The 19,777-nt window shown below is 59.5% G+C and carries 18 protein-coding genes and 1 pseudogene; 8 read left to right on the top strand and 11 right to left on the bottom strand.

The genetic code is table 11. The features are described from left to right. Positions 1–23: 23 nt before the first annotated feature. The 3 genes from ACR3EP_RS13015 to ACR3EP_RS13025 all read left to right on the top strand — a co-directional run bounded on the left by ACR3EP_RS13015 (position 24) and on the right by ACR3EP_RS13025 (position 3,697). Complete coding sequence (locus ACR3EP_RS13015; RefSeq protein ID WP_480638202.1) at positions 24–1,379, top strand: formimidoylglutamate deiminase; 1,356 nt, start codon at positions 24–26, stop codon at positions 1,377–1,379. Between the two features lie 13 nt (positions 1,380–1,392). Continuing rightward, a complete protein-coding gene (locus ACR3EP_RS13020) occupies positions 1,393–2,097 on the top strand; it encodes a GntR family transcriptional regulator (protein ID WP_170378177.1) in 705 nt (234 codons plus the stop codon). 82 nt (positions 2,098–2,179) lie between these two features. After that, complete coding sequence (locus tag ACR3EP_RS13025; protein ID WP_170517131.1) at positions 2,180–3,697, top strand: malonate--CoA ligase; 1,518 nt, start codon at positions 2,180–2,182, stop codon at positions 3,695–3,697. Here ACR3EP_RS13025 and ACR3EP_RS13030 read toward each other — a convergent pair. From ACR3EP_RS13030 to gcvT, 6 genes and pseudogenes are all read right to left on the bottom strand, one after another. Further along, entirely contained in the window at positions 3,694–4,422 is a 729-nt protein-coding gene (locus ACR3EP_RS13030) for a metallophosphoesterase family protein (protein ID WP_480638205.1), read from the bottom strand. The two genes, ACR3EP_RS13025 and ACR3EP_RS13030, sit on opposite strands and share 4 nt — an antisense overlap. Positions 4,423–4,538: 116 nt before the next feature. After that, positions 4,539–6,134 carry a phosphoglycerate dehydrogenase gene (gene serA, locus ACR3EP_RS13035; protein WP_170378171.1) on the bottom strand — a complete coding sequence of 532 codons (1,596 nt, stop codon included), beginning with the start codon at positions 6,132–6,134 and terminating at the stop codon, positions 4,539–4,541. A gap of 58 nt (positions 6,135–6,192) precedes the next feature. After that, complete coding sequence (locus ACR3EP_RS13040; RefSeq protein ID WP_480638207.1) at positions 6,193–7,347, bottom strand: phosphoserine transaminase; 1,155 nt, start codon at positions 7,345–7,347, stop codon at positions 6,193–6,195. A gap of 201 nt (positions 7,348–7,548) precedes the next feature. Further along, positions 7,549–10,403: pseudogene (gcvP, locus tag ACR3EP_RS13045) on the bottom strand (aminomethyl-transferring glycine dehydrogenase). A gap of 143 nt (positions 10,404–10,546) precedes the next feature. Further along, positions 10,547–10,912 (bottom strand): glycine cleavage system protein GcvH, encoded by a 366-nt coding sequence (gene gcvH, locus ACR3EP_RS13050; protein WP_170352139.1) that lies wholly within the window; start codon positions 10,910–10,912, stop codon positions 10,547–10,549. A gap of 17 nt (positions 10,913–10,929) precedes the next feature. After that, on the bottom strand, positions 10,930–12,027 hold the full coding sequence (gene gcvT / locus ACR3EP_RS13055; RefSeq protein ID WP_480638209.1) for a glycine cleavage system aminomethyltransferase GcvT: 1,098 nt from the start codon (positions 12,025–12,027) through the stop codon (positions 10,930–10,932). Positions 12,028–12,357: 330 nt separating this feature from the next. Here gcvT and ACR3EP_RS13060 point away from each other — a divergent pair, with 330 nt between their 5' ends. Genes ACR3EP_RS13060 through ACR3EP_RS13075 form a run of 4 tightly spaced genes read left to right on the top strand, consistent with a single transcriptional unit; the run spans position 12,358 to position 15,856 of the window. Then, on the top strand, positions 12,358–13,008 hold the full coding sequence (locus ACR3EP_RS13060; RefSeq protein ID WP_480638211.1) for a histidine phosphatase family protein: 651 nt from the start codon (positions 12,358–12,360) through the stop codon (positions 13,006–13,008). Between the two features lie 17 nt (positions 13,009–13,025). Continuing rightward, entirely contained in the window at positions 13,026–13,640 is a 615-nt protein-coding gene (locus ACR3EP_RS13065) for a glutathione S-transferase family protein (protein ID WP_480639026.1), read from the top strand. Positions 13,641–13,654: 14 nt separating this feature from the next. Then, the gene (locus tag ACR3EP_RS13070) at positions 13,655–14,710 is read left to right on the top strand and encodes a saccharopine dehydrogenase (protein ID WP_170549824.1); all 1,056 of its coding nucleotides are present in this window, start codon (positions 13,655–13,657) and stop codon (positions 14,708–14,710) included. 3 nt (positions 14,711–14,713) lie between these two features. Further along, positions 14,714–15,856, top strand: coding sequence for a saccharopine dehydrogenase family protein (locus ACR3EP_RS13075; RefSeq protein WP_480638213.1), 1,143 nt, complete (start codon positions 14,714–14,716; stop codon positions 15,854–15,856). 100 nt (positions 15,857–15,956) lie between these two features. On the opposite strand, the gene ACR3EP_RS13080 is transcribed toward ACR3EP_RS13075, so the two are convergent. The 5 genes from ACR3EP_RS13080 to ACR3EP_RS13100 all read right to left on the bottom strand — a co-directional run bounded on the left by ACR3EP_RS13080 (position 15,957) and on the right by ACR3EP_RS13100 (position 18,969). Continuing rightward, a complete protein-coding gene (locus ACR3EP_RS13080) occupies positions 15,957–16,157 on the bottom strand; it encodes a DUF1127 domain-containing protein (protein WP_170360670.1) in 201 nt (66 codons plus the stop codon). A 43-nt stretch (positions 16,158–16,200) separates the two neighbouring features. Further along, positions 16,201–16,437 (bottom strand): DUF1127 domain-containing protein, encoded by a 237-nt coding sequence (locus tag ACR3EP_RS13085; RefSeq protein ID WP_170349833.1) that lies wholly within the window; start codon positions 16,435–16,437, stop codon positions 16,201–16,203. Between the two features lie 159 nt (positions 16,438–16,596). Beyond that, positions 16,597–17,676: a hypothetical protein gene (locus ACR3EP_RS13090; RefSeq protein ID WP_480638215.1), complete on the bottom strand. Its 1,080-nt coding sequence runs from the start codon at positions 17,674–17,676 to the stop codon at positions 16,597–16,599. Between the two features lie 115 nt (positions 17,677–17,791). Then, positions 17,792–18,109 carry a DUF3775 domain-containing protein gene (locus tag ACR3EP_RS13095; protein ID WP_170326413.1) on the bottom strand — a complete coding sequence of 106 codons (318 nt, stop codon included), beginning with the start codon at positions 18,107–18,109 and terminating at the stop codon, positions 17,792–17,794. 86 nt (positions 18,110–18,195) lie between these two features. After that, a complete protein-coding gene (locus ACR3EP_RS13100) occupies positions 18,196–18,969 on the bottom strand; it encodes a DUF1365 domain-containing protein (RefSeq protein WP_480638217.1) in 774 nt (257 codons plus the stop codon). A 146-nt stretch (positions 18,970–19,115) separates the two neighbouring features. On the opposite strand from ACR3EP_RS13100, the gene ACR3EP_RS13105 reads away from it, so the two are divergent. Continuing rightward, positions 19,116–19,772 (top strand): sigma-70 family RNA polymerase sigma factor, encoded by a 657-nt coding sequence (locus tag ACR3EP_RS13105; RefSeq protein ID WP_480638219.1) that lies wholly within the window; start codon positions 19,116–19,118, stop codon positions 19,770–19,772. Positions 19,773–19,777: the final 5 nt, after the last annotated feature.

The following is a 19,777-nucleotide window of genomic DNA, read 5'->3' on the forward strand; positions in this document are numbered from 1 at the left end:
GTCTACACATTATGGAAATCAAAATGCAGATTCATGCCAAGACAGCTTTATTAGGCTCTGATTGGATTCACGATGTGCGAGTAGAAATCGACCATGGGAGTATCAGCCGGGTGCAGTACCAGGCGTCGGCACTGCCTGATGATACACGCGTCGACGTTCTTTTGCCCGCTTTGGCAAACCTGCACAGCCACGCCTTTCAACGGGCCATGGCGGGCATGACGGAAACCCGCATGGCCGGACGCGAGAGTTTCTGGACATGGCGCAACCTGATGTATCGCTTTCTGGATCGGTTGACGCCCGACCAGATCGAAGCCATCGCCGCACTGGTTTTCATGGAGATGCAGGAGGCCGGGTATGCCTCGGTCGGTGAATTCCACTATGTCCATCACCAACCCGGCGGCGCGGCCTACGATCAACTCTCGGAACTAAGCCAGCGTATCTTTTCCGCCGCACACCAGTCAGGGATCGGTCTGACTCATTTACCGGTCCTCTACACCTATGGCGGCGTTGCGCAGGACAAGCTGTCAGGTGGGCAGTTGCGGTTCAGCAATGATGTGTCCCGGTTTTTGAATTTGGTGGATGATTGCCGTAATAAACTGCCAAGCACTGACTCTATATTGGGGGTTGCGCCACATTCCTTGCGCGCAACTTCACCGACAGACCTGCGCGAACTGCTGCAAAACACACCCAAGGGTCCGGTCCATATCCATATCGCCGAACAGGTTCAGGAAGTCGCCGACGTACAATCCGCGTTGGGCCAGCGTCCGGTGGCCTGGCTGCTGGACAATGCAGACGTGAACGCGCGGTGGTGTCTGATCCATGCCACCCATATGACCGATGCCGAAACCCGCACGCTGGCCCAGTCCGGTGCTGTGGCGGGGCTGTGCCCGATCACCGAGGCCAATCTGGGCGATGGTATTTTCAACGGCGCGACCTACGTCGCAGAAAATGGACGATTCGGGGTCGGATCAGACTCTAATATTAGGATTTCCTTGCCCGAAGAACTGCGCACCCTGGAATACTCCCAACGTCTGCGTGATCAACAGCGGGCGGTCCTGGTACCGGGCGAAGGCTCGGTCGGGCACGCTCTTTATACCGGTGCCGCGCAAGGTGGTGCGCAAGCACTTGGACGTAACGCTGGTGAGATTGCCGAGGGCAAGTTAGCTGATCTGCTGGCCATTGACCGGACCCACCCGACGCTCTGCGCATTGACGGACGATCAATTGCTGGATGGACTGTGTTTTGCCGCCCCTGATGGGCTGGTAATTGACTTGTGGTCTGCCGGACGCCACATGGTGAAACAGGGCCGCCACGTCGCACGTGATCAGATCATATCCGCCTATAGATCCGCGATTGCGGGCCTGCTGGCCTCGGTCTAAAGGAACGGTCATCATGCCCCAATCCAGTGACACCACCAGCTACAAAGACATCAAGAAAACCGTTCTGTCCCGCATCCGATCGGGCGAGTGGCAGCCCGACTCTCTGTTGCCCAACGAACAGGATCTTGCGGTCGAGTTTTCCTGCACCCGCACAACAGTGAACCGCGCCCTGCGGGAGTTAGCTGACGAGGGCTATCTGGAACGCCGGCGCAAGGCTGGTACGCGGGTGTTGAGCGCACCGCAGCGACAGGCCCGTTTCACCATTCCCATGGTCCGGGACGAGGTTGAGGCGATGGGCGGCACATATCGCTATGCGCTGGTTTCTTCTAAGTTAGAGACTGCTCCGGAATGGCTAAGCGCCCGATTGGCTCTGTCTGAGGAGCAAAGCGTGATGCATGTTCGCTGTATGCATTTCAACGGCAACACGCCGTTTCAGTTTGAGGATCGCTGGATCGTCACGGCCTCGGTCCCGCAGGTGGAGCAGGCAGATTTCTCGCAGATCGGACCGAATGAGTGGCTGATCCAGACCCTGCCCTTCACCAATGTCGAACTGAGTTTTCTGGCTAGCCGTGCCGATACAACACTCGCCGGGTTTCTGGACGTCCCCGAAGGAGAACCGGTCTTTACCGGAGAGCGCATCACCTGGTTGCAGGGTCAGCCCGTGACCTTTGCCAAGATGTTCTTTGCCGCCGGGTATCGCATGACCACGCAATTCTAAACCGCGCCCGGATTTCTCTTTACCCTCTGCTCAATCCGATACAGATTCACCCAGGATTGAGCAGGCGCAAAGGAAAGACGAAATGGGTAACCCGCTGTACGAACGGCTGTTTGGCATTCACGCGGGCAAACACACACCGTTTCTTCACCTTCCTGATGGTCAGATCCTGACCCATGCCGATTTTCTGGACATGGCCGCGCAGATCGCCAATACCCTAAGCGGATACGAACTTGAGCCCGGTGAACGCGTGGCCGTACAGGTTGAAAAATCGCCCCAGGCGCTGGCGCTCTATGCTGCCTGCGTGCAGACCGGATTGATTTTTCTGCCGCTGAATACCGGATACACCACGGCCGAGTTACAATATTTCATCGAAAACAGCGGTGCGAAACTGGTTGTCTGTGACGCCGCAAAAGAACAGGGGCTGGCCCCTATCGCCGCCGCCCAAGACGCCCGGTTAGAGACGCTCAACGCCGATGGTTCGGGAAGCCTTATGCGGCGGGCGTTGGGGATGTTGCCCGCGTTTGAGCCGGTCCAGCGGTCCGAGGATGATCTGGCCGCATTCCTTTATACTTCGGGCACAACCGGACGATCGAAGGGCGCGATGCTGACGCAGGCCAATCTGCTGTCAAACGCTGAAACGCTAGTGCAGGAGTGGCGGTTCACGGCGGATGACGTGCTGCTGCATGCGCTGCCGATCTTTCACACGCACGGGCTGTTCGTGGCGACGAATGTGGCGCTGTCCGCGGGCGGGTCTATGATCTTTTTGCCGAAATTCGATCTTGAAGACATGTTGCGGCTGATGCCGCAGGCCACAACGATGATGGGGGTTCCGACCTTTTACACCCGCTTACTGGGCGATGAGAGGTTCACCGGCGATCTGACCCGGCACATGCGTTTGTTCATCTCGGGCTCGGCGCCGTTACTGGCAGAGACCCATGAGCGGTTCGAGGCGCGCACTGGCCACCGTATCCTTGAGAGGTACGGCATGACCGAGACCAACATGAGCACTTCGAACCCCCATGACGGCGAACGTCGCCCGGGCACGGTGGGCTTTCCCCTGCCCGGCGTCGAACTGAAGGTGACCGACCCTGAAACCGGCACAGACTTGCCGCAGGGTGAAATCGGCATGCTTGAGGTGCGCGGCCCCAACGTGTTTCAGGGCTATTGGCAAATGCCCGAGAAAACCGCCGCCGAGCTGCGCGAAGACGGGTTTTTCATCACCGGCGATCTGGGGCGTTTGGATGCGGACGGGTATGTTCACATCGTCGGGCGCGGCAAGGACCTGATCATCTCGGGCGGGTACAACATTTACCCCAAAGAGGTTGAGCTGGTTCTGGATGACCAGCCGGGCGTGTTGGAAAGCGCCGTGATCGGCGTGCCGCACCCGGATTTCGGCGAAACACCGGTCGGCATTCTGGTGCCCGAGCCGGGACAGACACTGGACCCCGAGGCCATTCTGGCCAACGTGCAGAACTCGCTGGCCCGGTTCAAACACCCGCGCAAACTGATCGTGCTGGAAGAGTTGCCGCGCAACACGATGGGCAAGGTGCAAAAGAATTTCCTGCGTGAGGACTACAAGGACCTGTTCACCAAGGGTTAAGGGATCAGCGGCACACGGCCATCGTTGGTGAGCAGCCAGCAATCCCGGCCCTCAAACACCGCCGGAACCAATGGTCGCCCCATCCCGGCACCTCCGTCCAGATTGATCCGGTTACCGCGATGCTCAGCCTGTTCCGAAGGTGTGTGCCCATGGACCACCAGCCACGGGTGCGGTCGCGGATCATCCAGAAACTCGCCCCGTATCCAGATTAGGTCTTCCTCGGTCTGATCGGCCAGCGATACACCGGGGCGAATCCCGGCATGGACGAACAGAACCTCATCCTGGTGATGGTACGTCACCAGCCGGTTCAGAAAGTCGACATGGTCCGACGGCACCGCTGCCCTTGCGCGGTCGAGAATTTTGTAAACGCGTTCTTCTTCGGTGTACGTCACACCGTACGACGCCAACGTCTCGGTCCCGCCCAAACGCGCATGCAGCCAGTGTTCGCCGATCCGCAATTTGGCCTCGGCGGTCGAACCATCGTGCATGAATCTGGCGAACATCCGGTCATGATTGCCCAACAGAAAAACCCAGTTCCGTCCGACCTTTTGCCCAGCGACCAAAAGGTCCAGAACGCCACGACAATCCGGCCCACGATCTACATAGTCGCCCAAAAACACGATCCGCGCATCCCGCCCACCGTCCTGTTCGATAAGGTACAGCGCATTTTCCAGCATCTCTAACTGCCCGTGGATATCGCCGATGGCGTAGATGGCGGATGTCATGAAAATCCCTCGGATAAACGCGTACCTGGCTTTTGGCGCGAAATGCTTGTCAGGAAAAGAAAATACCCGCGCCTTGAGGGGCGCGGGCAAGAATTGTTCCAGAAATTCAACACTGCTTAGGCGACGTCGAACTCCAGCGGTTTGATCTGGGTGAACAGACCGGTTTCCGCCAGCTTGGCGCGCGCCTCGGCCGGAACCGGCTCGTCCACGTAAAGCAACGCAATGGCTTCGCCGCCTGCTTCCGCCCGGCCAAGGGTAAAGTTGGCGATGTTGACGTCATTGTCACCCATGGTCTGACCCAGTGCACCGATGATGCCCGGCACGTCCTCGTTGGTGGTGTAGAGCATGTGCGCACCCACCTCGGCCTCGATATTGATACCCTTGATCTGGATGAAACGTGGCTTGCCGTCGCTGAAGACCGTGCCCCCGATCGAGCGTTCGCGCTTTTCGGTCACCACGGTCACTTTGATATAGCCTTCGAACGCACCGGACTTGTCCTGGTTGGTGGTCGAGATCTGAATGCCACGCTCTTTGGCGACGACCGGAGCCGAGACCATGTTCACCTCGGGGTTGAACTTCTTCATGATCCCCGCCACGACCGAGCAGTTCAGGGCCGCCAGGTTCATCTCGGAGGCGACACCGTCATAGAGGATGTTAATCGCCTTGATCGGCTCATCTGTCATTTGACCGATGAAGCTGCCCAAGTGACCGGCCAGCTTGATCCACGGCCCCATGATCTTGGCTTCTTCGGCGGTGACGCTGGGCATGTTCAGCGCGTTTTCCACCGCTCCTGTCAGCAGATAGTTCGAGATCTGCTCGGCCACCTGCAGCGCCACGTTTTCCTGCGCCTCGGTCGTGGCCGCACCCAGATGCGGCGTGCAGACGACGTTGGGCAGGTTGAACAGGGCGTTTTCCTTGGCGGGCTCTTCGCTGAACACATCAAAGGCGGCGCCAGCAATGTGACCGGATTGCAGCAGTTCGGCCAGCGCCTCTTCGTCGACCAGACCACCACGGGCACAGTTGACGATGCGCACGCCCGGCTTGGTCTTGGCCAGGTTTTCGCGGCTCAGGATGTTACGGGTCTGGTCGGTCAGCGGCACGTGCAGGGTGATGAAATCAGCGCGTGACAGCAGTTCGTCCAGTTCGACCTTTTCCACGCCCATCTTGGCGGCTTTCTCTTCGCCCAGATAGGGATCATAGGCGATGACCTTCATCTTCAGACCCAAGGCGCGTTCGCAGACGATACCACCAATGTTGCCCGCGCCGATGACGCCAAGGGTCTTGTTGGTCAGCTCGATTCCCATGAACTTGGACTTTTCCCACTTGCCCGCATGGGTCGAGGTGCTGGCCTCGGGGATTTGCCGCGCCACAGCGAACATCATCGCAATCGCGTGCTCGGCCGTGGTGATCATGTTGCCAAAGGGCGTGTTCATCACGATCACGCCTTTTTTCGAGGCAGCCTCTTTGTCCACATTGTCCGTGCCGATGCCAGCGCGGCCAATGACTTTCAGGTTGTCAGCCTTTTCAAGCAGGGTCGGCGTGACCTTGGTGGCCGAACGGATGGCAAGACCGTCATACTGACCGATCACCTCGGCCAGCTTGTCTTTGTCCTTGCCAAGATCGGGCATGAAATCCACATCGATGCCGCGATCCCGGAAGATTTGAACGGCGGTTTCGCTGAGCTTGTCAGATACGAGTACTTTGGGGGCCATATCTCTGGTCCTTGAATTGTAGGGAAGGTCCGGGCCTGATGGGGCCCGGTGAAAAAGGTCAGGCGGCTTCGGTTTGCGCCGCGATCTCAGCCTCAAAAGCCCAAGCCAGCCAGGGCAGCATCGCCTCGATATCCGAGGTTTCGACCGTACCGCCACACCAGATGCGCAGGCCCGCAGGCGCGTCGCGATAGGCGCCGATATCCAGCGCGATATTCTCGACCTCCAACCGTTTCGCCACGGCTTTGGCAAAGACTGCGCCATCTTGAATGCGGTCATCGGTGAACTTCAGGCAAACCGAAGTGTTCGACTGCGTCGCGGCATCCGCGGTCAGATTAGAGATCCAGTCATTCTGCGCGCAGAAAGCATGCACCGCACCGGCATTGGCATCCGCGCGGGCGATCAAACCCTGCAGGCCACCGACCGACCGCGCCCAGTCCAGTGCGAACAAATAATCTTCGACAGCCAGCATCGAAGGCGTGTTGATCGTGGCTCCGGCAAAGATACCTTCGATCAACCTACCCCCTTTGGTCAGGCGGAAAATCTTCGGCAGCGGCCATGCGGGGGTATAGCTTTCAAGCCGCTCCACCGCGCGGGGCGAAAGAATCAGCATCCCATGTGCAGCCTCTCCGCCCAACACTTTTTGCCAACTGAAGGTGGTGACATCCAGCTTGTCCCACGGCAGATCCATCGCAAAAGCCGCACTGGTCGCGTCGCAGATCGTCAAGCCCTGACGGTCATCCGCGATCCAGTCGCCATTGGGAACCCGCACGCCCGAGGTGGTGCCGTTCCATGTAAACACAACGTCATTTGCAAAATCCACGGACGCCAGATCAACGATCTGCCCGTAATCCGCGGTTTTCACCTCAGCATCAATCTTCAGCTGTTTGACCACATCGGTCACCCAGCCCGCGCCAAAACTCTCCCACGCCAGCATCTCGACCTTGCGTTCGCCAAGCAGCGACCACAGCGCCATCTCAACCGCGCCGGTGTCCGAGGCGGGAACGATGCCGATCTTGTAATCTGCCGGAATGCCCAGCACCTCGCGCGTGCCTTCAATGGCCGCCTTCAGCTTGTCCTTGCCAACGGCTGCACGGTGCGACCGACCCAGCGCGGCATCGGCCAGTTTGGACAGATCAAATGTGGGGGGTTTGGCGCAGGGGCCCGAGGAAAAACGCGGATTCGCCGGCCGCGTTGCCGGTTGTTCGATGGTCATGTGTATTACCCTTCCAGATACACGCCCCTCGTTGGGGAGGGGTGTCCCACGGACAGGGGTATGAGGCCTTCGCAGATCCAGCAAGCAAAAAAGACCGTTCACCCGCAGAAAACGACATAGGGTGGGTGCGCAATTTGGAACACAGGTTTCCTATTGGCGAAAAACCCCGCCGGTATTCCGGCGGGGTTTTGTGTTTTGTGTTTATTCTGCGGCTTCTTCGTATGCGTCCATTGGTGGGCATGTGCAGACGAGGTTTCTGTCGCCATATGCGTTATCGACGCGGTTGACGGGGGACCAGTATTTGTCGACGCCCATGGAGCCCGGCGGGAAGCAGGCCTGTTCTCGGGTGTAGGGGCGATCCCAGTCGCCGACCAGATCGCGCACCGTGTGGGGGGCGTTTTTTAGCGGGTTGTTGTCCGCGTCGATCTTGCCGTCGATGATGTCCTGTGCCTCGGCCCGGATGGACAGCATGGCGTCGCAGAAGCGGTCGAGTTCCGCCATGGGTTCCGATTCCGTGGGCTCGACCATCAGGGTGCCGGCCACCGGCCAGGACATGGTGGGCGCGTGGAAGCCTGAATCGACCAGACGCTTGGCGATGTCGTCGACGCTGACATGGGCCGCCTCGTCCAAGGGACGGGTGTCGAGGATGCATTCATGCGCCACCCGGCCCGTTTCCGAGGTGTAGAGGATCGGATAGGCCTCGCTCAGACGCGCGGCGATGTAGTTGGCGTTCAGGATCGCCACTTTCGTGGCCTGGGTCAGACCCGCGCCACCCATCAGCAGCACATAGGCCCAGCTGACCGGCAGAATGGACGGCGAGCCGAAGGGCGCGGCCGAGACCGGGCCGATGGCACTGCCGTATTCCGGGTGGCCGGGCAGATGCTCTTCCAGATGCGCCTTGACGCCGATCGGACCCATGCCGGGCCGCCGCCGCCATGCGGGATGCAGAAGGTCTTGTGCAGGTTCAGGTGGCTGACGTCGCCGCCAATGTCACCGGGACGCGACAGGCCGACCATGGCGTTCATGTTGGCACCGTCGATATAGACCTGACCGCCGTGATCATGGGTGATCTGGCAGACCTCCTGCACGGTGGTCTCGAACACGCCATGGGTGGACGGATAGGTGATCATGCAGGCAGCCAGATGATCGCTGTGCTTTTCCGCCTTGGCGCGGAAATCGGCGAGATCGATGTTGCCGTTCTCATCCGCCTGCACCGGCACAACCTGATAGCCCACCATCTGCGCCGAGGCCGGATTGGTGCCATGCGCCGAGGTCGGGATCAGGCAGACATTGCGGTGCGCCTCACCCCGCGATGCATGATAGTTGCGGATGGTCAGCAGGCCCGCATATTCGCCCTGCGCGCCCGAGTTGGGCTGCTGGGAGATCGCGTCATAGCCGGTGATCTGGCACAGCTTGTCGTTCAGATCCGCAATCATCTCGTGATAGCCCTGCGCCTGATCTTCGGGGCAGAACGGGTGCAGGTTACCGAACTCGGGCCAGGTGACCGGGATCATCTCGATCGTGGCGTTCAGCTTCATGGTGCAGGACCCCAGCGGGATCATCGCCCGGTCCAGCGCCAGGTCGCGGTCGGCCAGACGGCGCATATAGCGCGTGATCTCGGCCTCGGCCCGGTTCTGGTGGAAGATCGGGTGAGTCAGATAGGCGCTTTCGCGCAGCGCGTAATCCGGCAGGCGGTAGGCCACGTTCGAGCTGTCATCCTTGCGGTCGATACCGAAGGCGCCCCAGACGGCCTCGATGGTCTCGGGGCGGGTCTGTTCGTCCAGGCTGATGCCCACCTTGGTATCACCGACCTTGCGCAGGTTGACGCCACGGGCCACGGCGGCCTCCATCACGACGTTCTGCAGGTGGCCGACCTCAACCGTGATGGTGTCGAAGAACACTTCCGGTTCCACGGCAAAGCCCGCCTCTTCCAGACCGGCAGCCATGCGCGAGGTCTTGCGATGCACCGATTGCGCGATGGCCTTGATGCCGTCGGGGCCGTGGTACACGGCATACATCGAGGCGATGACCGCCAGCAGCGCCTGCGCTGTGCAGACGTTCGAGTTGGCTTTCTCGCGGCGAATGTGTTGCTCGCGGGTTTGCAGCGACAGGCGGTAGGCCTTGTTGCCGCGGCTGTCGATGCTGACACCGATGATCCGTCCGGGCATCGACCGCTTCAGCTTGTCGGTGGTCGCCATATAAGCGGCGTGCGGGCCACCATAGCCCATTGGCACGCCAAAGCGCTGGGTCGAGCCAATGGCGATATCCGCGCCCATCTCGCCCGGTGACTTCAGCAGCGCCAGCGACAGGATGTCGGCGGCGACGATGGCAATCGCCTTGTGTTCGTGCAGCGCCGCAATCTCGGCGGTGAAGTCGCGCACATGGCCGTGGGTGCCGGGATACTGGAAGATCGCGCCAAAGACGGCACCTGCATCCAGCGCATCGGGGTCGCCGACCTGCACGTCGATGCCCAGCGGCTCAGCCCGGGTTTTGATCACCGCGATGGTCTGCGGGTGGCAGTTGCGGTCGACAAAGAAGGCCGCGTTGTTGGCCTTGGAGCGACCGCCGCGCTTGGCCATCGCCATCGCTTCGGCAGCGGCTGTGGCTTCGTCCAGCAGCGAGGCGTTGGCCACGTCCAGCCCGGTCAGATCGCTGACCATGGTCTGGAAGTTCAACAGCGCCTCAAGACGGCCCTGGCTGATCTCGGGCTGATACGGCGTATAGGCGGTGTACCAGGCCGGGTTTTCCAGGATGTTGCGCAGGATCGGTGCCGGCGTGGTGGTGCCATAATAGCCCTGACCGATCAGCGAGGTCAGAACCTTGTTCTTGCTCGCCACCTCTTTCATGTGAAAGAGCGCATCGCGTTCCGTCATCGCCGGACCCCAGTCCAGCGGCTCTTTCTGCCGGATCGCAGGCGGCACCGTGGCGTCGATCAGCTGGTCCAGCGTCTTGAAGCCGATCACCTTGAGCATGTCGCGCATCTCGGTGGGCGACGGGCCGATGTGGCGGCGGTTGGCGAAGTCATAGGCTTCGTAATCGGTCAGTTTGAAGGCCATTGCAGCGCTCCTGTCGAAAAGGTCAGGTCCGGCGGAGACTGCGGGAGCCTCCGGCGGAGAGTGAGGGCCGTCCCGGAATCTGTCCGGTGGACAGATTCAGGCCCGAACGGGCGGAGCCCCAGGGACAGGGCTCCGACATAGATTTACCCGATGAAGGACTTGTAGCCGGCTTCGTCCATCAGATCCTCAAGCTGCGCGGCATCCGCGATCTTGATCTTGTAGATCCAGGCCTCGCCCTCGGGGTCTTCGTTCAGCGCGCCGGGGTTGTCGGCCAGCGCCTCGTTGACCTCGGTGATCTCGCCATCGACCGGCGCATAAAGCTCGGACGCGGCCTTGACGGATTCGATCACGCCGATCTCGCCGCCTTTTTCGAACTCGTCGCCCGCTTCCTGCTGCTCGACGAAGACCACTTCGCCCAGCTGCTCAGCCGCGTGTTTGGTGATGCCCAGAGTGGCCGTGTCCCCTTCGACGGTCAGCCATTCATGCTCTTCGGAATAATAGGTTGCCATGTCTCTCTCTCCTGACTTCAACGCTTGTAATTCTGTTTGACGAAGGGCAGCGCCACGATCTGCGCCGGTTGCGCCTTGCCCCGGATGATCAGATTGACCTTCTCGCCCGGCTCGCCATGACCCTTGCTCACATAGCCCATCGCAACGGGACCGCCGACCGTGGGGCCAAAGCTGCCCGAGGTGATCTGGCCGATGGTATTGCCCTCGGCACATTGGACTTCGACGCCCTGACGCGCGGGCGCGCGACCGTCGGGCTTGATGCCCACCAGCTTGCGCGCAGGACCCTCGGCCAGTTCCTTTTGTACGCGGTCCGCACCCGGAAAACCGCCTTCTTCCTTGCGGCGCTTTTGAATGGCCCAGCCAAGGGACGCCTCAATCGGCGAGGTCGTCTGGTCGATGTCATTGCCATAGAGGCACAGACCCGCCTCCAGCCGCAGGCTGTCGCGCGCGCCCAGACCGGCAGGTTCGCAATCCTCATGCGCCAGAAAGGCCTTGGTGACCTCGATCGCCTTGTCCTCGGGGATCGAGATCTCGTATCCGTCCTCGCCGGTATAGCCCAGCCGCGAGATGCGGCATTCGACACCGTTGATATCGGCGACGGTGGTTTCCATGAACTTCAGGTCCCGCGCCGCCGGGCACAGTTCGCCCACGACATCTTCGGCCTTGGGGCCCTGAACCGCCACCAGCGCGCGGTCGAAGATCTCGGTCACTTCAACGCCTTCAAGGTTCGCTTTCATATGCGGAATGTCCTGATGCCGCAGCGCCGCGTTCACCACCACAAAGAAATGATCCCCCGCATTCGACACGATCAGATCATCCATGATCCCGCCGTCTTCGTTCGTGAAGAACCCGTAGCGGGCTTTGCCTTCCTTCAGCGTCGCATAAGCCTGCGGACAGATCGCCTCAAGCTTCGCGCCTACATCCTCACCGCGCAGGATCACCTGACCCATATGCGACACATCAAACACCGCCGCCTTCTCACGACACTGCTTATGCTCTCCCATAATCCCCAGCGGATACTGAACAGGCATCTCCCAACCCGCAAAATCAACCAGCTTGCCTCCCAACTCAACATGGAGATCGTAGAGAGGAGTGCGTTTCGGTTCGGTGCTCATAATCCGGGCCTTTCGAATGCCGTTTTGAAAGATCACCGTGCGGTCTGCAATGGCAACCCTTTTACAATCAACACCAAGGTTCCCGGGACGCTATTGCGAGTCAACAGGATTTGCCATGATTGCCGATACAAAGCGTATACAGCCGCATGCAGCAGCTTTGTATCGTATAGGAAACTATTTTCCGTTGGGCAACGATCACATCGCGATATCGCGGGTCTGAAAACGAACACGCAAAACCTTTGACGAAGGTCGGTTTTTGCCCGCCCCCTGACAAACGCCTCTGGCCCCTATCCAAATCCTGCCCTAAGACTTCGCCCAAGAGGAATTGCAATGTCACATATTACACTGGTGCGTCACGGACAGGCCAACACCACCGCACGGGATGAAGAAAGCTATGACAGGCTCAGCGATCTGGGTCATCAGCAGGCCCGCTGGCTTGGGGCGCACCTGCAGGATACACGCGCCAATTACCCGCGGGTCTATTGCGGCACGTTGCAGCGACATGTGGAAACTGCGGCCAGCATGGGCTTGCCTGACCCAATCCGGGACGCACGCCTGAATGAGATCGAGTATTTCACCATCGCGCAGCTATATGAACAGCAGCACGGCGTGGCGATCCCCACCGACCGAGAGGGCTTTGTCGAACATCTGCCCCGAACCTTTGCCGCCTGGGCCCGGGGTGAGATCACGGATACGCCCGAAACCTTTGCCGAGTTCGAAACCCGTGTCTCGGACGCTTTGCGCGAGATTGGAACCGAGGGCGGGCCGGCCATCGTTGTGACCTCGGGCGGGTTGATTTCGATGGTGGTACGGCAAGCGATGGATCTGGATATCCCGGCGATGGCACGGGTGGCGCTGGCCATCATGAACACGTCGCTGCATCGCCTGCACCCGATCGGCGCGCAGCTAAGCCCGGTTCTGTTCAATGCGGTGCCGCACCTGGACTCGCCCGACAGGCAATACGCGCAAACCCACCTTTGACCTCGGAGGCCATTATGATGCAGCTATACTATGCCCCCCGCACAATCTCGGTCGCTGTTGCCATTGCGTTGGAAGAGGCCGGGCTAGAGTATGAAGCGATCCAACTGGATTTCGCTGGGGGAGAACAAACGAAACCAGCTTATAAACAAATCAATCCCAAGGGCCGGGTTCCGGCACTGGTGGTCGATGGCGGTATCCTGACCGAAACCGGCGCTCTGCTGGAATATATCGCGGCCAAGGCGCCCGAAGCCGAATTGGTGCCCAAAGATCCGGTCATGGCCGCCCGGATGCGCGAGGTGATGTATTACCTGGCCTCGACCATGCATGTGAACCACGCGCACAAATTGCGCGGCGCCCGCTGGGCCGACAAGAAATCCAGCTGGAAAGACATGACGGACAAGGTTCCACAGACGATGACCGCGTCCTGCGACTATATCTCCTCCAACGGGTTGCGCGGGCCGTTTGTATTGGGCGAGGCCGTCTCGCTGGCAGATGCTTATCTCTATGTGGTTTGCAGTTGGCTGGAAGTCGACGGCGTCGACGTCTCGGCCTTTCCCAAAATTCTGACCTTCCGCGCGGCGATGGAGGCACGTTCTTCGGTTCAGGCGGTGCGCGCCGCCGGAATGCTCTGACAAAAGGATAACGCATGACACATCTTTGGGTCCGGGCAGAACAGCGCCCGAATGAGGAACGGGTCGGGCTGACCCCCGAAGGCGCCGCTGATCTGATCGCAGCCGGCATCCGCGTGACGGTTGAGGAAAGTTCCGTGCGCGCAATCCCGATTGATGGTTACAGAGAGGTCGGATGCGAGATCGCGCCCGAAAACTCCTGGCCCCGGGCACCGCTGGACGCGATTATCTTCGGTCTCAAGGAACTGCCCGAAGATGGTACGCCCCTGCCCCACCGCCACATCATGTTCGGCCACGCCTACAAGGGTCAGCATTCAGGCCGTGCTCTGCTTGCGCGGTTCAAGGCCGGCGGCGGAACGCTCTATGATCTGGAATATCTGGTGGACGAAGCCGGCCGCCGCGTCGCCGCCTTCGGCTATTGGGCTGGATATGCGGGCGCTGCTGTGACGCTCAAGACCTGGGCAGCGCAGCAACTTGGTCAGCAATGCCCGCCGGTCGGTGTGTATGCCAGCAAAGACGCGCTGAACGCGGAGTTGCTGACTGAGTTGGATGCAACGGGCGCAACTCGCCCCCGCGCCATTGTCATTGGCGCTCTGGGCCGAGTGGGCACCGGGGCTGCAGACTTATGCGAGGCCATGGGGGTCAGCGTTACCAAATGGGACATGGCCGAAACGTCTAGTGGCGGACCGTTCCCGGAAATCCTTGACCACAATCTGTTCCTGAACTGCATCTTTGCACGCCCCGGCACCCCGGTCTTTGTACCGCGTGAGGCTTTGACCGCGCCGCGCAAGCTGACCGCCATAGGCGATGTGGCCTGCGACCCCGACAGCGATTACAACCCGGTGCCCGTTTATGACCGTGCCACCACCTGGGACGCTCCTGCCCTGCGTGTGGCGACTGATCCGGTGATGGACGTGATGGCCATCGACAACCTTCCGTCAATGCTGCCGGTCGAAAGCTCGCAAGATTATGCCGCGCAATTGCTGCCTTCGCTGCTGACCCTGACCAATCTGGATTCCGGTGTCTGGGGCCGGGCGGCGGCGACCTATAACACTCATATCGAAGGATTCTGAGCGATGACGATTCATTGGTGTGGCACCGGCCTGTCGGCCATCCCCGGCCTGCGCCGCCTAATTGAAGGCGGGCACAAGGTCACCGTCTGGAACCGGACCATCGAAAAAGCCAAAGCCGAGGTCGGTGACCTGACCGACGACATCCACGCCTTTGACATCGATGCGCTGGGTGCGGTGCTGAAAAAAGGCGACGTGATCGTCTCGATGCTGCCGGGTGCCTGGCACGTGCCGCTGGCCGAACTGGCCATCGCGAAACAGGCCAATTTCGTCTCCTCGTCTTATATCGCGCCCGAGATGCGTGCGCTGGACGACAAGGCCCGCGAAGCCGGTGTGGCACTGGTGAATGAAGTCGGGCTGGACCCAGGCATAGACCACCTGATGGCGCATTCACTGGTCGATGACTACCGCGCCTCGGATGCGTTCGATGCCCAGAACCACCTGAGCTTCATTTCGTATTGCGGTGGAATTCCGAAGAATCCCAACCCGTTCCGTTATAAATTCAGCTGGTCGCCGCTGGGGGTACTCAAGGCGCTGCGTTCGCCGTCCAAGTCGATCCGCGACTATGTTCCGCTGGACGTGGCCCGTCCCTGGGACGCAATCACCAGCTATATCGCGCCGCTGCCGACGCCCGAAAGCTTTGAGGTCTACCCCAACCGCGACTCGATCCCGTTCATGGAGCAGTACCACTTTGAAAAGCACTGGCCGGTCAAGGAATTTGTCCGCGGCACCCTGCGCCTGAACGGCTGGGCCGATGCGTGGTCTGATGTATTCCGCGAAATCGAAACCCTGTCCGGCCCCGAAGGTGACGCGCGCTTGAAAGAGATGTCAGACCAGTTCTGGGAAGAAAACGCCTATGACAAGGGCGAACCCGACCGCGTGGTCCTGTGCGTCGGGCTGAAGGCGGAAAAAGACGGCATCCCGATCTGGCACAAGACCTATGTGATGGACGCCTGGGGTGACGCGCGTGGCACCGCCATGGCGCGACTGGTGTCGATCCCGGTGTCGCTTGCGGTCGAGGCGGTCCTGAACCGCGCCATCCCAGCTGGCGTCCACGCCGCCCCCAGTGACCCGAAACTGGTACAGGACTGGATGGCCGAAATCGACACGCTGGCTCAGCATCTTCAGATCGTAGACCAGTTGAAATGAACGGCTGACACCGCCCGTTCGAGAATGGGCCGCTTAAAGGTTAAAAAAAGCCATCCCGAAATATCGGAATGGCTTTTGGTTTGTCTTGCTAGGTGATCCGTTAGATATAGCGATCGATTACGGTTTCGATATCACTGCGGTTGATGCCCAGTTCGGCGAGTTCGGAATCGTTCAAGCGGTTCAGATCTTGTGCGGCGCGTACGATGCTGGAACTGATCGCCTGCAACCGCATCGCCCGGTCGAACAACAACACGGAACTGGCATTTATCGATTGGTCGCGATTTGGGTTAAAATCAAACATTTTCTCCTCCAAGTATTTTACGATATTCGGCGCGGCCCGTGGATCAGTGTGCGGTGCCCGAGTAAGGCTTCTTGTGATAAACGCTCTCATAGGCGCGTTGCTTGATCTCACTGCGTGGGATGCCGATGTCTGCCAATTGACGATCACTGAGGTTTTCCAGTGCCCGAACGGATTTGGCAAAGATATCGCGGCGAAAATGTTCGACCCGTGCTTCGGCGTAATTCGAGAACAGACCGAAGAAGAGCCCCTTTTGCGGAGTAACTGTTTGTGCGTATCCCATGACTTTCTCCTTTAACTCTGAATTGCGTTTGTCGTTGAAACAGAGAAAAGGGTTCGGGGTTAAAAGCGTCGGAGGGTTGGATTAAATCCGCTTAATCTTCGCAGGACCAGACGCCGACAACATGGCACGGTCAGGTTTAACTAGCTGAAATAAAATAATTTAATCCAAGTCACCAATATCCAGCGCGTTTTGAACCAGAAACAAAACCGCGGCATCAAGGTCTTCACGCGCCAAAACTTGTTTGAACGACGCCGTCAATGCATCCGTATCCCATGTCCGTACAGACAAGGCGATCCAGCCTGCCAGTTCCGCGCTGCGTTCAAGCTCAAGCTTGTAAATCTCCAGTATTTGTTCTTGCAATTCCGGCCATGTGGAACCGCCAACGGCAAGAACCTGAATTAACTTCTGCTTATCTTCTGGCGACCAGTTCGCCTGCGCTAACGCCTGCCCAATCGCTTCTACTGCGTCTGCGCCGTCCACCTCGATCCCGGCCAGCGCCCAATCCGCCATGTTCCGGTCACCGGCACGCAACGCGGGCTGATACCGCTGTCGAACGAATGCCTGCGCGGCAGGATCGGATTGCATACCCAACAATCGAATGACAGCCGGCGCATAAGCAAGGCGATTTACATCGCGCAACTCCTGCAACAAAGACGCGGTTGTCACAACGTCCCGCACCTGTCGGGCAGTCGGATACGGTGCGCGATGAACCTCTGCAAGCGCGGCATTGCGCAACAGCCTGTCTTCATGCGTCAGATATTGGCTAAAAAAAGTGACGCGTGCAGGGTTAGCCGTCTTTCCGACGATCCAGTGTTTACCCTGAAAACGCACCGCTTCCAGAAAAGCTGCCCGCTCTTGCGTCATCAGGAAACCTTTGGACCAGGCGCTTGCGAAGCTGCGGCCTGACTTGTCCACAGATCCGCTGCCGTAGATCATCAAAACAACTCTTTCAGGGTCGACGCGGAAGGCTGATCGCGTCACGCTGTCAACCAGGAATGGGATATCCGGTAGGGTCTCTAGCTGCGCGGGCGCGCCTTTCAGCACGGAAACCGAGGCGTACTTAAAGGGATTGGTCGGCGACGGCGCAGCCAGAACAATCACACGCGCAGACAGAATACGGTCTGCAAGAGAGTATTCCGGCAATGTTGTACAAACTGAACAGGCGTTCGAAACGCGCGGAGCGGCCATGCTGGCCACGGCAAACACAAGTCCCACTAGAATACGCCAATCGAGTCGCATGGTTCGAGCATCCACCAGTTTACGACCCTGCTGCAACAGTTCTTTGCGCCGCCGAACTGGCGGTCGGATTTGATGACCACCAAGCATGGGGAAAAGGCGCTTTGTTCAAACCGGCCTACATCAGATCGTTTTCCACGTCCTCGGCTGAAATCCCCAGCGCATCCAGACCGTTTTCTAGGTGATCCGACAGGTGTGGTGTGCCGATCAGATAATCGGCGCAGGGGGTCGAGGCCTCGGATTTTGCGGTTGCGATGGCTTCGGCTAGATCCTCGGCGAAAAAGCTTTCGCGTCCGATCCACATGACAGCAACCAGCTCGGCCTGCTCGTCCTCACCCATACGGTCGATAAAGGCGCGCAGTTCGCCCTCGGCGCGGTTCAATTCACGCCCCATCATGGCGACCTGAGCGATTTTTCTTGCCGAGATTTCCAACATGACCCAACTCCTCGTGTTCGCGGTTTCATCCTAGCACAACCACCCCACGGCGCCTGAGTCTTTGATCTTACGCAAACTATGCCAGCTTAAGGCTCGCGAATGCGGGAAACCGGGTGGTCGGGAATGGGGGCTGTACGAAACGGGCGGAACCGGGCCTTTTTCGCCTTCAACTTCACCGCCTGCCACAGGATCAGGAAAAACGCGCGGCGCGCACCAAAAGGTCGGCGCAGCAAAGACCACAGGATCGTGCGATTGGTCAGCGGAGCCCGCCGTCCGGTCAGGGTTGCAATCAGTCCACCATCGTCGCGCCCGTAATCGATCCAGACACCCACTCGGTCCGGGCGATAGTCAAACCGGAAGGTATAAGACCCTTCGACCTTTTGAAACGGCGAGACATGCATCAGCTTGTCCGCCACGATCCGGTCCGAGGGTCGGATCGGCGCAAAGTTGGGGGTGTGGCACAGATAGCTGTGGCGCGTGCCATAGGTGTTTGTGACCTCGGCCACCACGGCGTAAAGCTGGCCGTCAACATCAAAGCAAAACCAGAAGCTGACAGGATTGAACACATGGCCGAACACTCGCGGCTGGGTCAGCAATGTCACGTGATCCGGTTGGGTCACGCCCATCTGGTCAAACTGCTCCCGCAGCCAGGCCGCACCGCGCCCCTGCCCTGGCTCACCCCCATGGTCACGATGCCGCCAATTGGTGACATTAGTCCGGTTCAGGGAAAACAGCGCCGGAGTGGCCGGATGGCTTTCCGGATCCAACAAGATGTAGTCGACGGAATACCGAAAGGCGTTCTGAATCGCGCCCTTGCGCCCGTGAAAGGTATGGCCTGCAATATGGTCGACCGTGTTCACGCAATTTTCTCCGATCTCCGTGCAAACCGTTCCGGCGGCATTCTTTCCCTCATGTGTTTCTATCAGATAGTACGATATTTGACGCGACACGGATCAAAAACAGCAAATAAAGTGATCCGTCTTGGGCTGGGCCGCGTAATGTGGTTATGTTTACCGAGATCGATACCGTGACCTTGGATGAACCGGCGGCCGAAAGGCCAGCACTGAAACCTTGGCGCACAAGCAAACGCATCAGGGGCAAGCCGGTGAACAAAGCGGAAGGCAGTTGCGACACCAGAACTGAGTGGGTGAGCCACGTCAGGCGCATTCGGGACGCGCAGGATCAGGCGGCCTTTGCCGAACTGTTCCAACACTTCGCGCCGCGCATTAAGGCGTTCCTGATTAAATCAGGGTCCGACGCCGCGCTGGCCGAGGAGTGCGCGCAAGAGGTGATGGCGACCTTGTGGCACAAGGCGCATCTGTTCGATCCTACTCGCGCGACCGTGGCCACTTGGGTGTTCACGATTGCAAGGAACAAGCGCATCGATGTCCTGCGCAAACAACGCCGACCCGAACCCGAGGATCTGTGGTGGGGGCCTGAGGCGGAACCAGATCAGGACGACGTGGTCGCGTTGCAACAGGAAACCGCGCAGCTGCGCGACGCCATGGCGGCGTTGCCCGAGGCGCAAAGACAACTGATCGAACAGGCCTATTTTGGTGATCTGAGCCATCGAGAAATCGCATCTCAGACCGGGTTGCCCTTGGGTACGATCAAATCACGGATACGGCTGGCGCTGGATCGCTTGCGCCATGCGATGAATTGAGATGA

The organism is Ruegeria sp. BB10 (assembly GCF_056535725.1).

Bases quoted from the DNA above. Each gene is read 5' to 3' on its own strand.
- ACR3EP_RS13095 (WP_170326413.1), bottom strand. From the start codon at position 18,109: ATGTTGGAAATCTCGGCAAGAAAAATCGCTCAGGTCGCCATGATGGGG.
- ACR3EP_RS13080 (WP_170360670.1), bottom strand. From the start codon at position 16,157: ATGTTTGATTTTAACCCAAATCGCGACCAATCGATAAATGCCAGTTCC.
- ACR3EP_RS13065 (WP_480639026.1), top strand. From the start codon at position 13,026: ATGCAGCTATACTATGCCCCCCGCACAATCTCGGTCGCTGTTGCCATT.
- ACR3EP_RS13020 (WP_170378177.1), top strand. From the start codon at position 1,393: ATGCCCCAATCCAGTGACACCACCAGCTACAAAGACATCAAGAAAACC.
- ACR3EP_RS13075 (WP_480638213.1), top strand. From the start codon at position 14,714: ATGACGATTCATTGGTGTGGCACCGGCCTGTCGGCCATCCCCGGCCTG.
- ACR3EP_RS13060 (WP_480638211.1), top strand. From the start codon at position 12,358: ATGTCACATATTACACTGGTGCGTCACGGACAGGCCAACACCACCGCA.
- serA (WP_170378171.1), bottom strand. From the start codon at position 6,134: ATGGCCCCCAAAGTACTCGTATCTGACAAGCTCAGCGAAACCGCCGTT.
- ACR3EP_RS13015 (WP_480638202.1), top strand. From the start codon at position 24: ATGCAGATTCATGCCAAGACAGCTTTATTAGGCTCTGATTGGATTCAC.
- gcvT (WP_480638209.1), bottom strand. From the start codon at position 12,027: ATGAGCACCGAACCGAAACGCACTCCTCTCTACGATCTCCATGTTGAG.
- ACR3EP_RS13040 (WP_480638207.1), bottom strand. From the start codon at position 7,347: ATGACCATCGAACAACCGGCAACGCGGCCGGCGAATCCGCGTTTTTCC.
- ACR3EP_RS13105 (WP_480638219.1), top strand. From the start codon at position 19,116: ATGTTTACCGAGATCGATACCGTGACCTTGGATGAACCGGCGGCCGAA.
- ACR3EP_RS13070 (WP_170549824.1), top strand. From the start codon at position 13,655: ATGACACATCTTTGGGTCCGGGCAGAACAGCGCCCGAATGAGGAACGG.
- ACR3EP_RS13025 (WP_170517131.1), top strand. From the start codon at position 2,180: ATGGGTAACCCGCTGTACGAACGGCTGTTTGGCATTCACGCGGGCAAA.
- ACR3EP_RS13030 (WP_480638205.1), bottom strand. From the start codon at position 4,422: ATGACATCCGCCATCTACGCCATCGGCGATATCCACGGGCAGTTAGAG.
- ACR3EP_RS13090 (WP_480638215.1), bottom strand. From the start codon at position 17,676: ATGCGACTCGATTGGCGTATTCTAGTGGGACTTGTGTTTGCCGTGGCC.
- ACR3EP_RS13085 (WP_170349833.1), bottom strand. From the start codon at position 16,437: ATGGGATACGCACAAACAGTTACTCCGCAAAAGGGGCTCTTCTTCGGT.
- gcvH (WP_170352139.1), bottom strand. From the start codon at position 10,912: ATGGCAACCTATTATTCCGAAGAGCATGAATGGCTGACCGTCGAAGGG.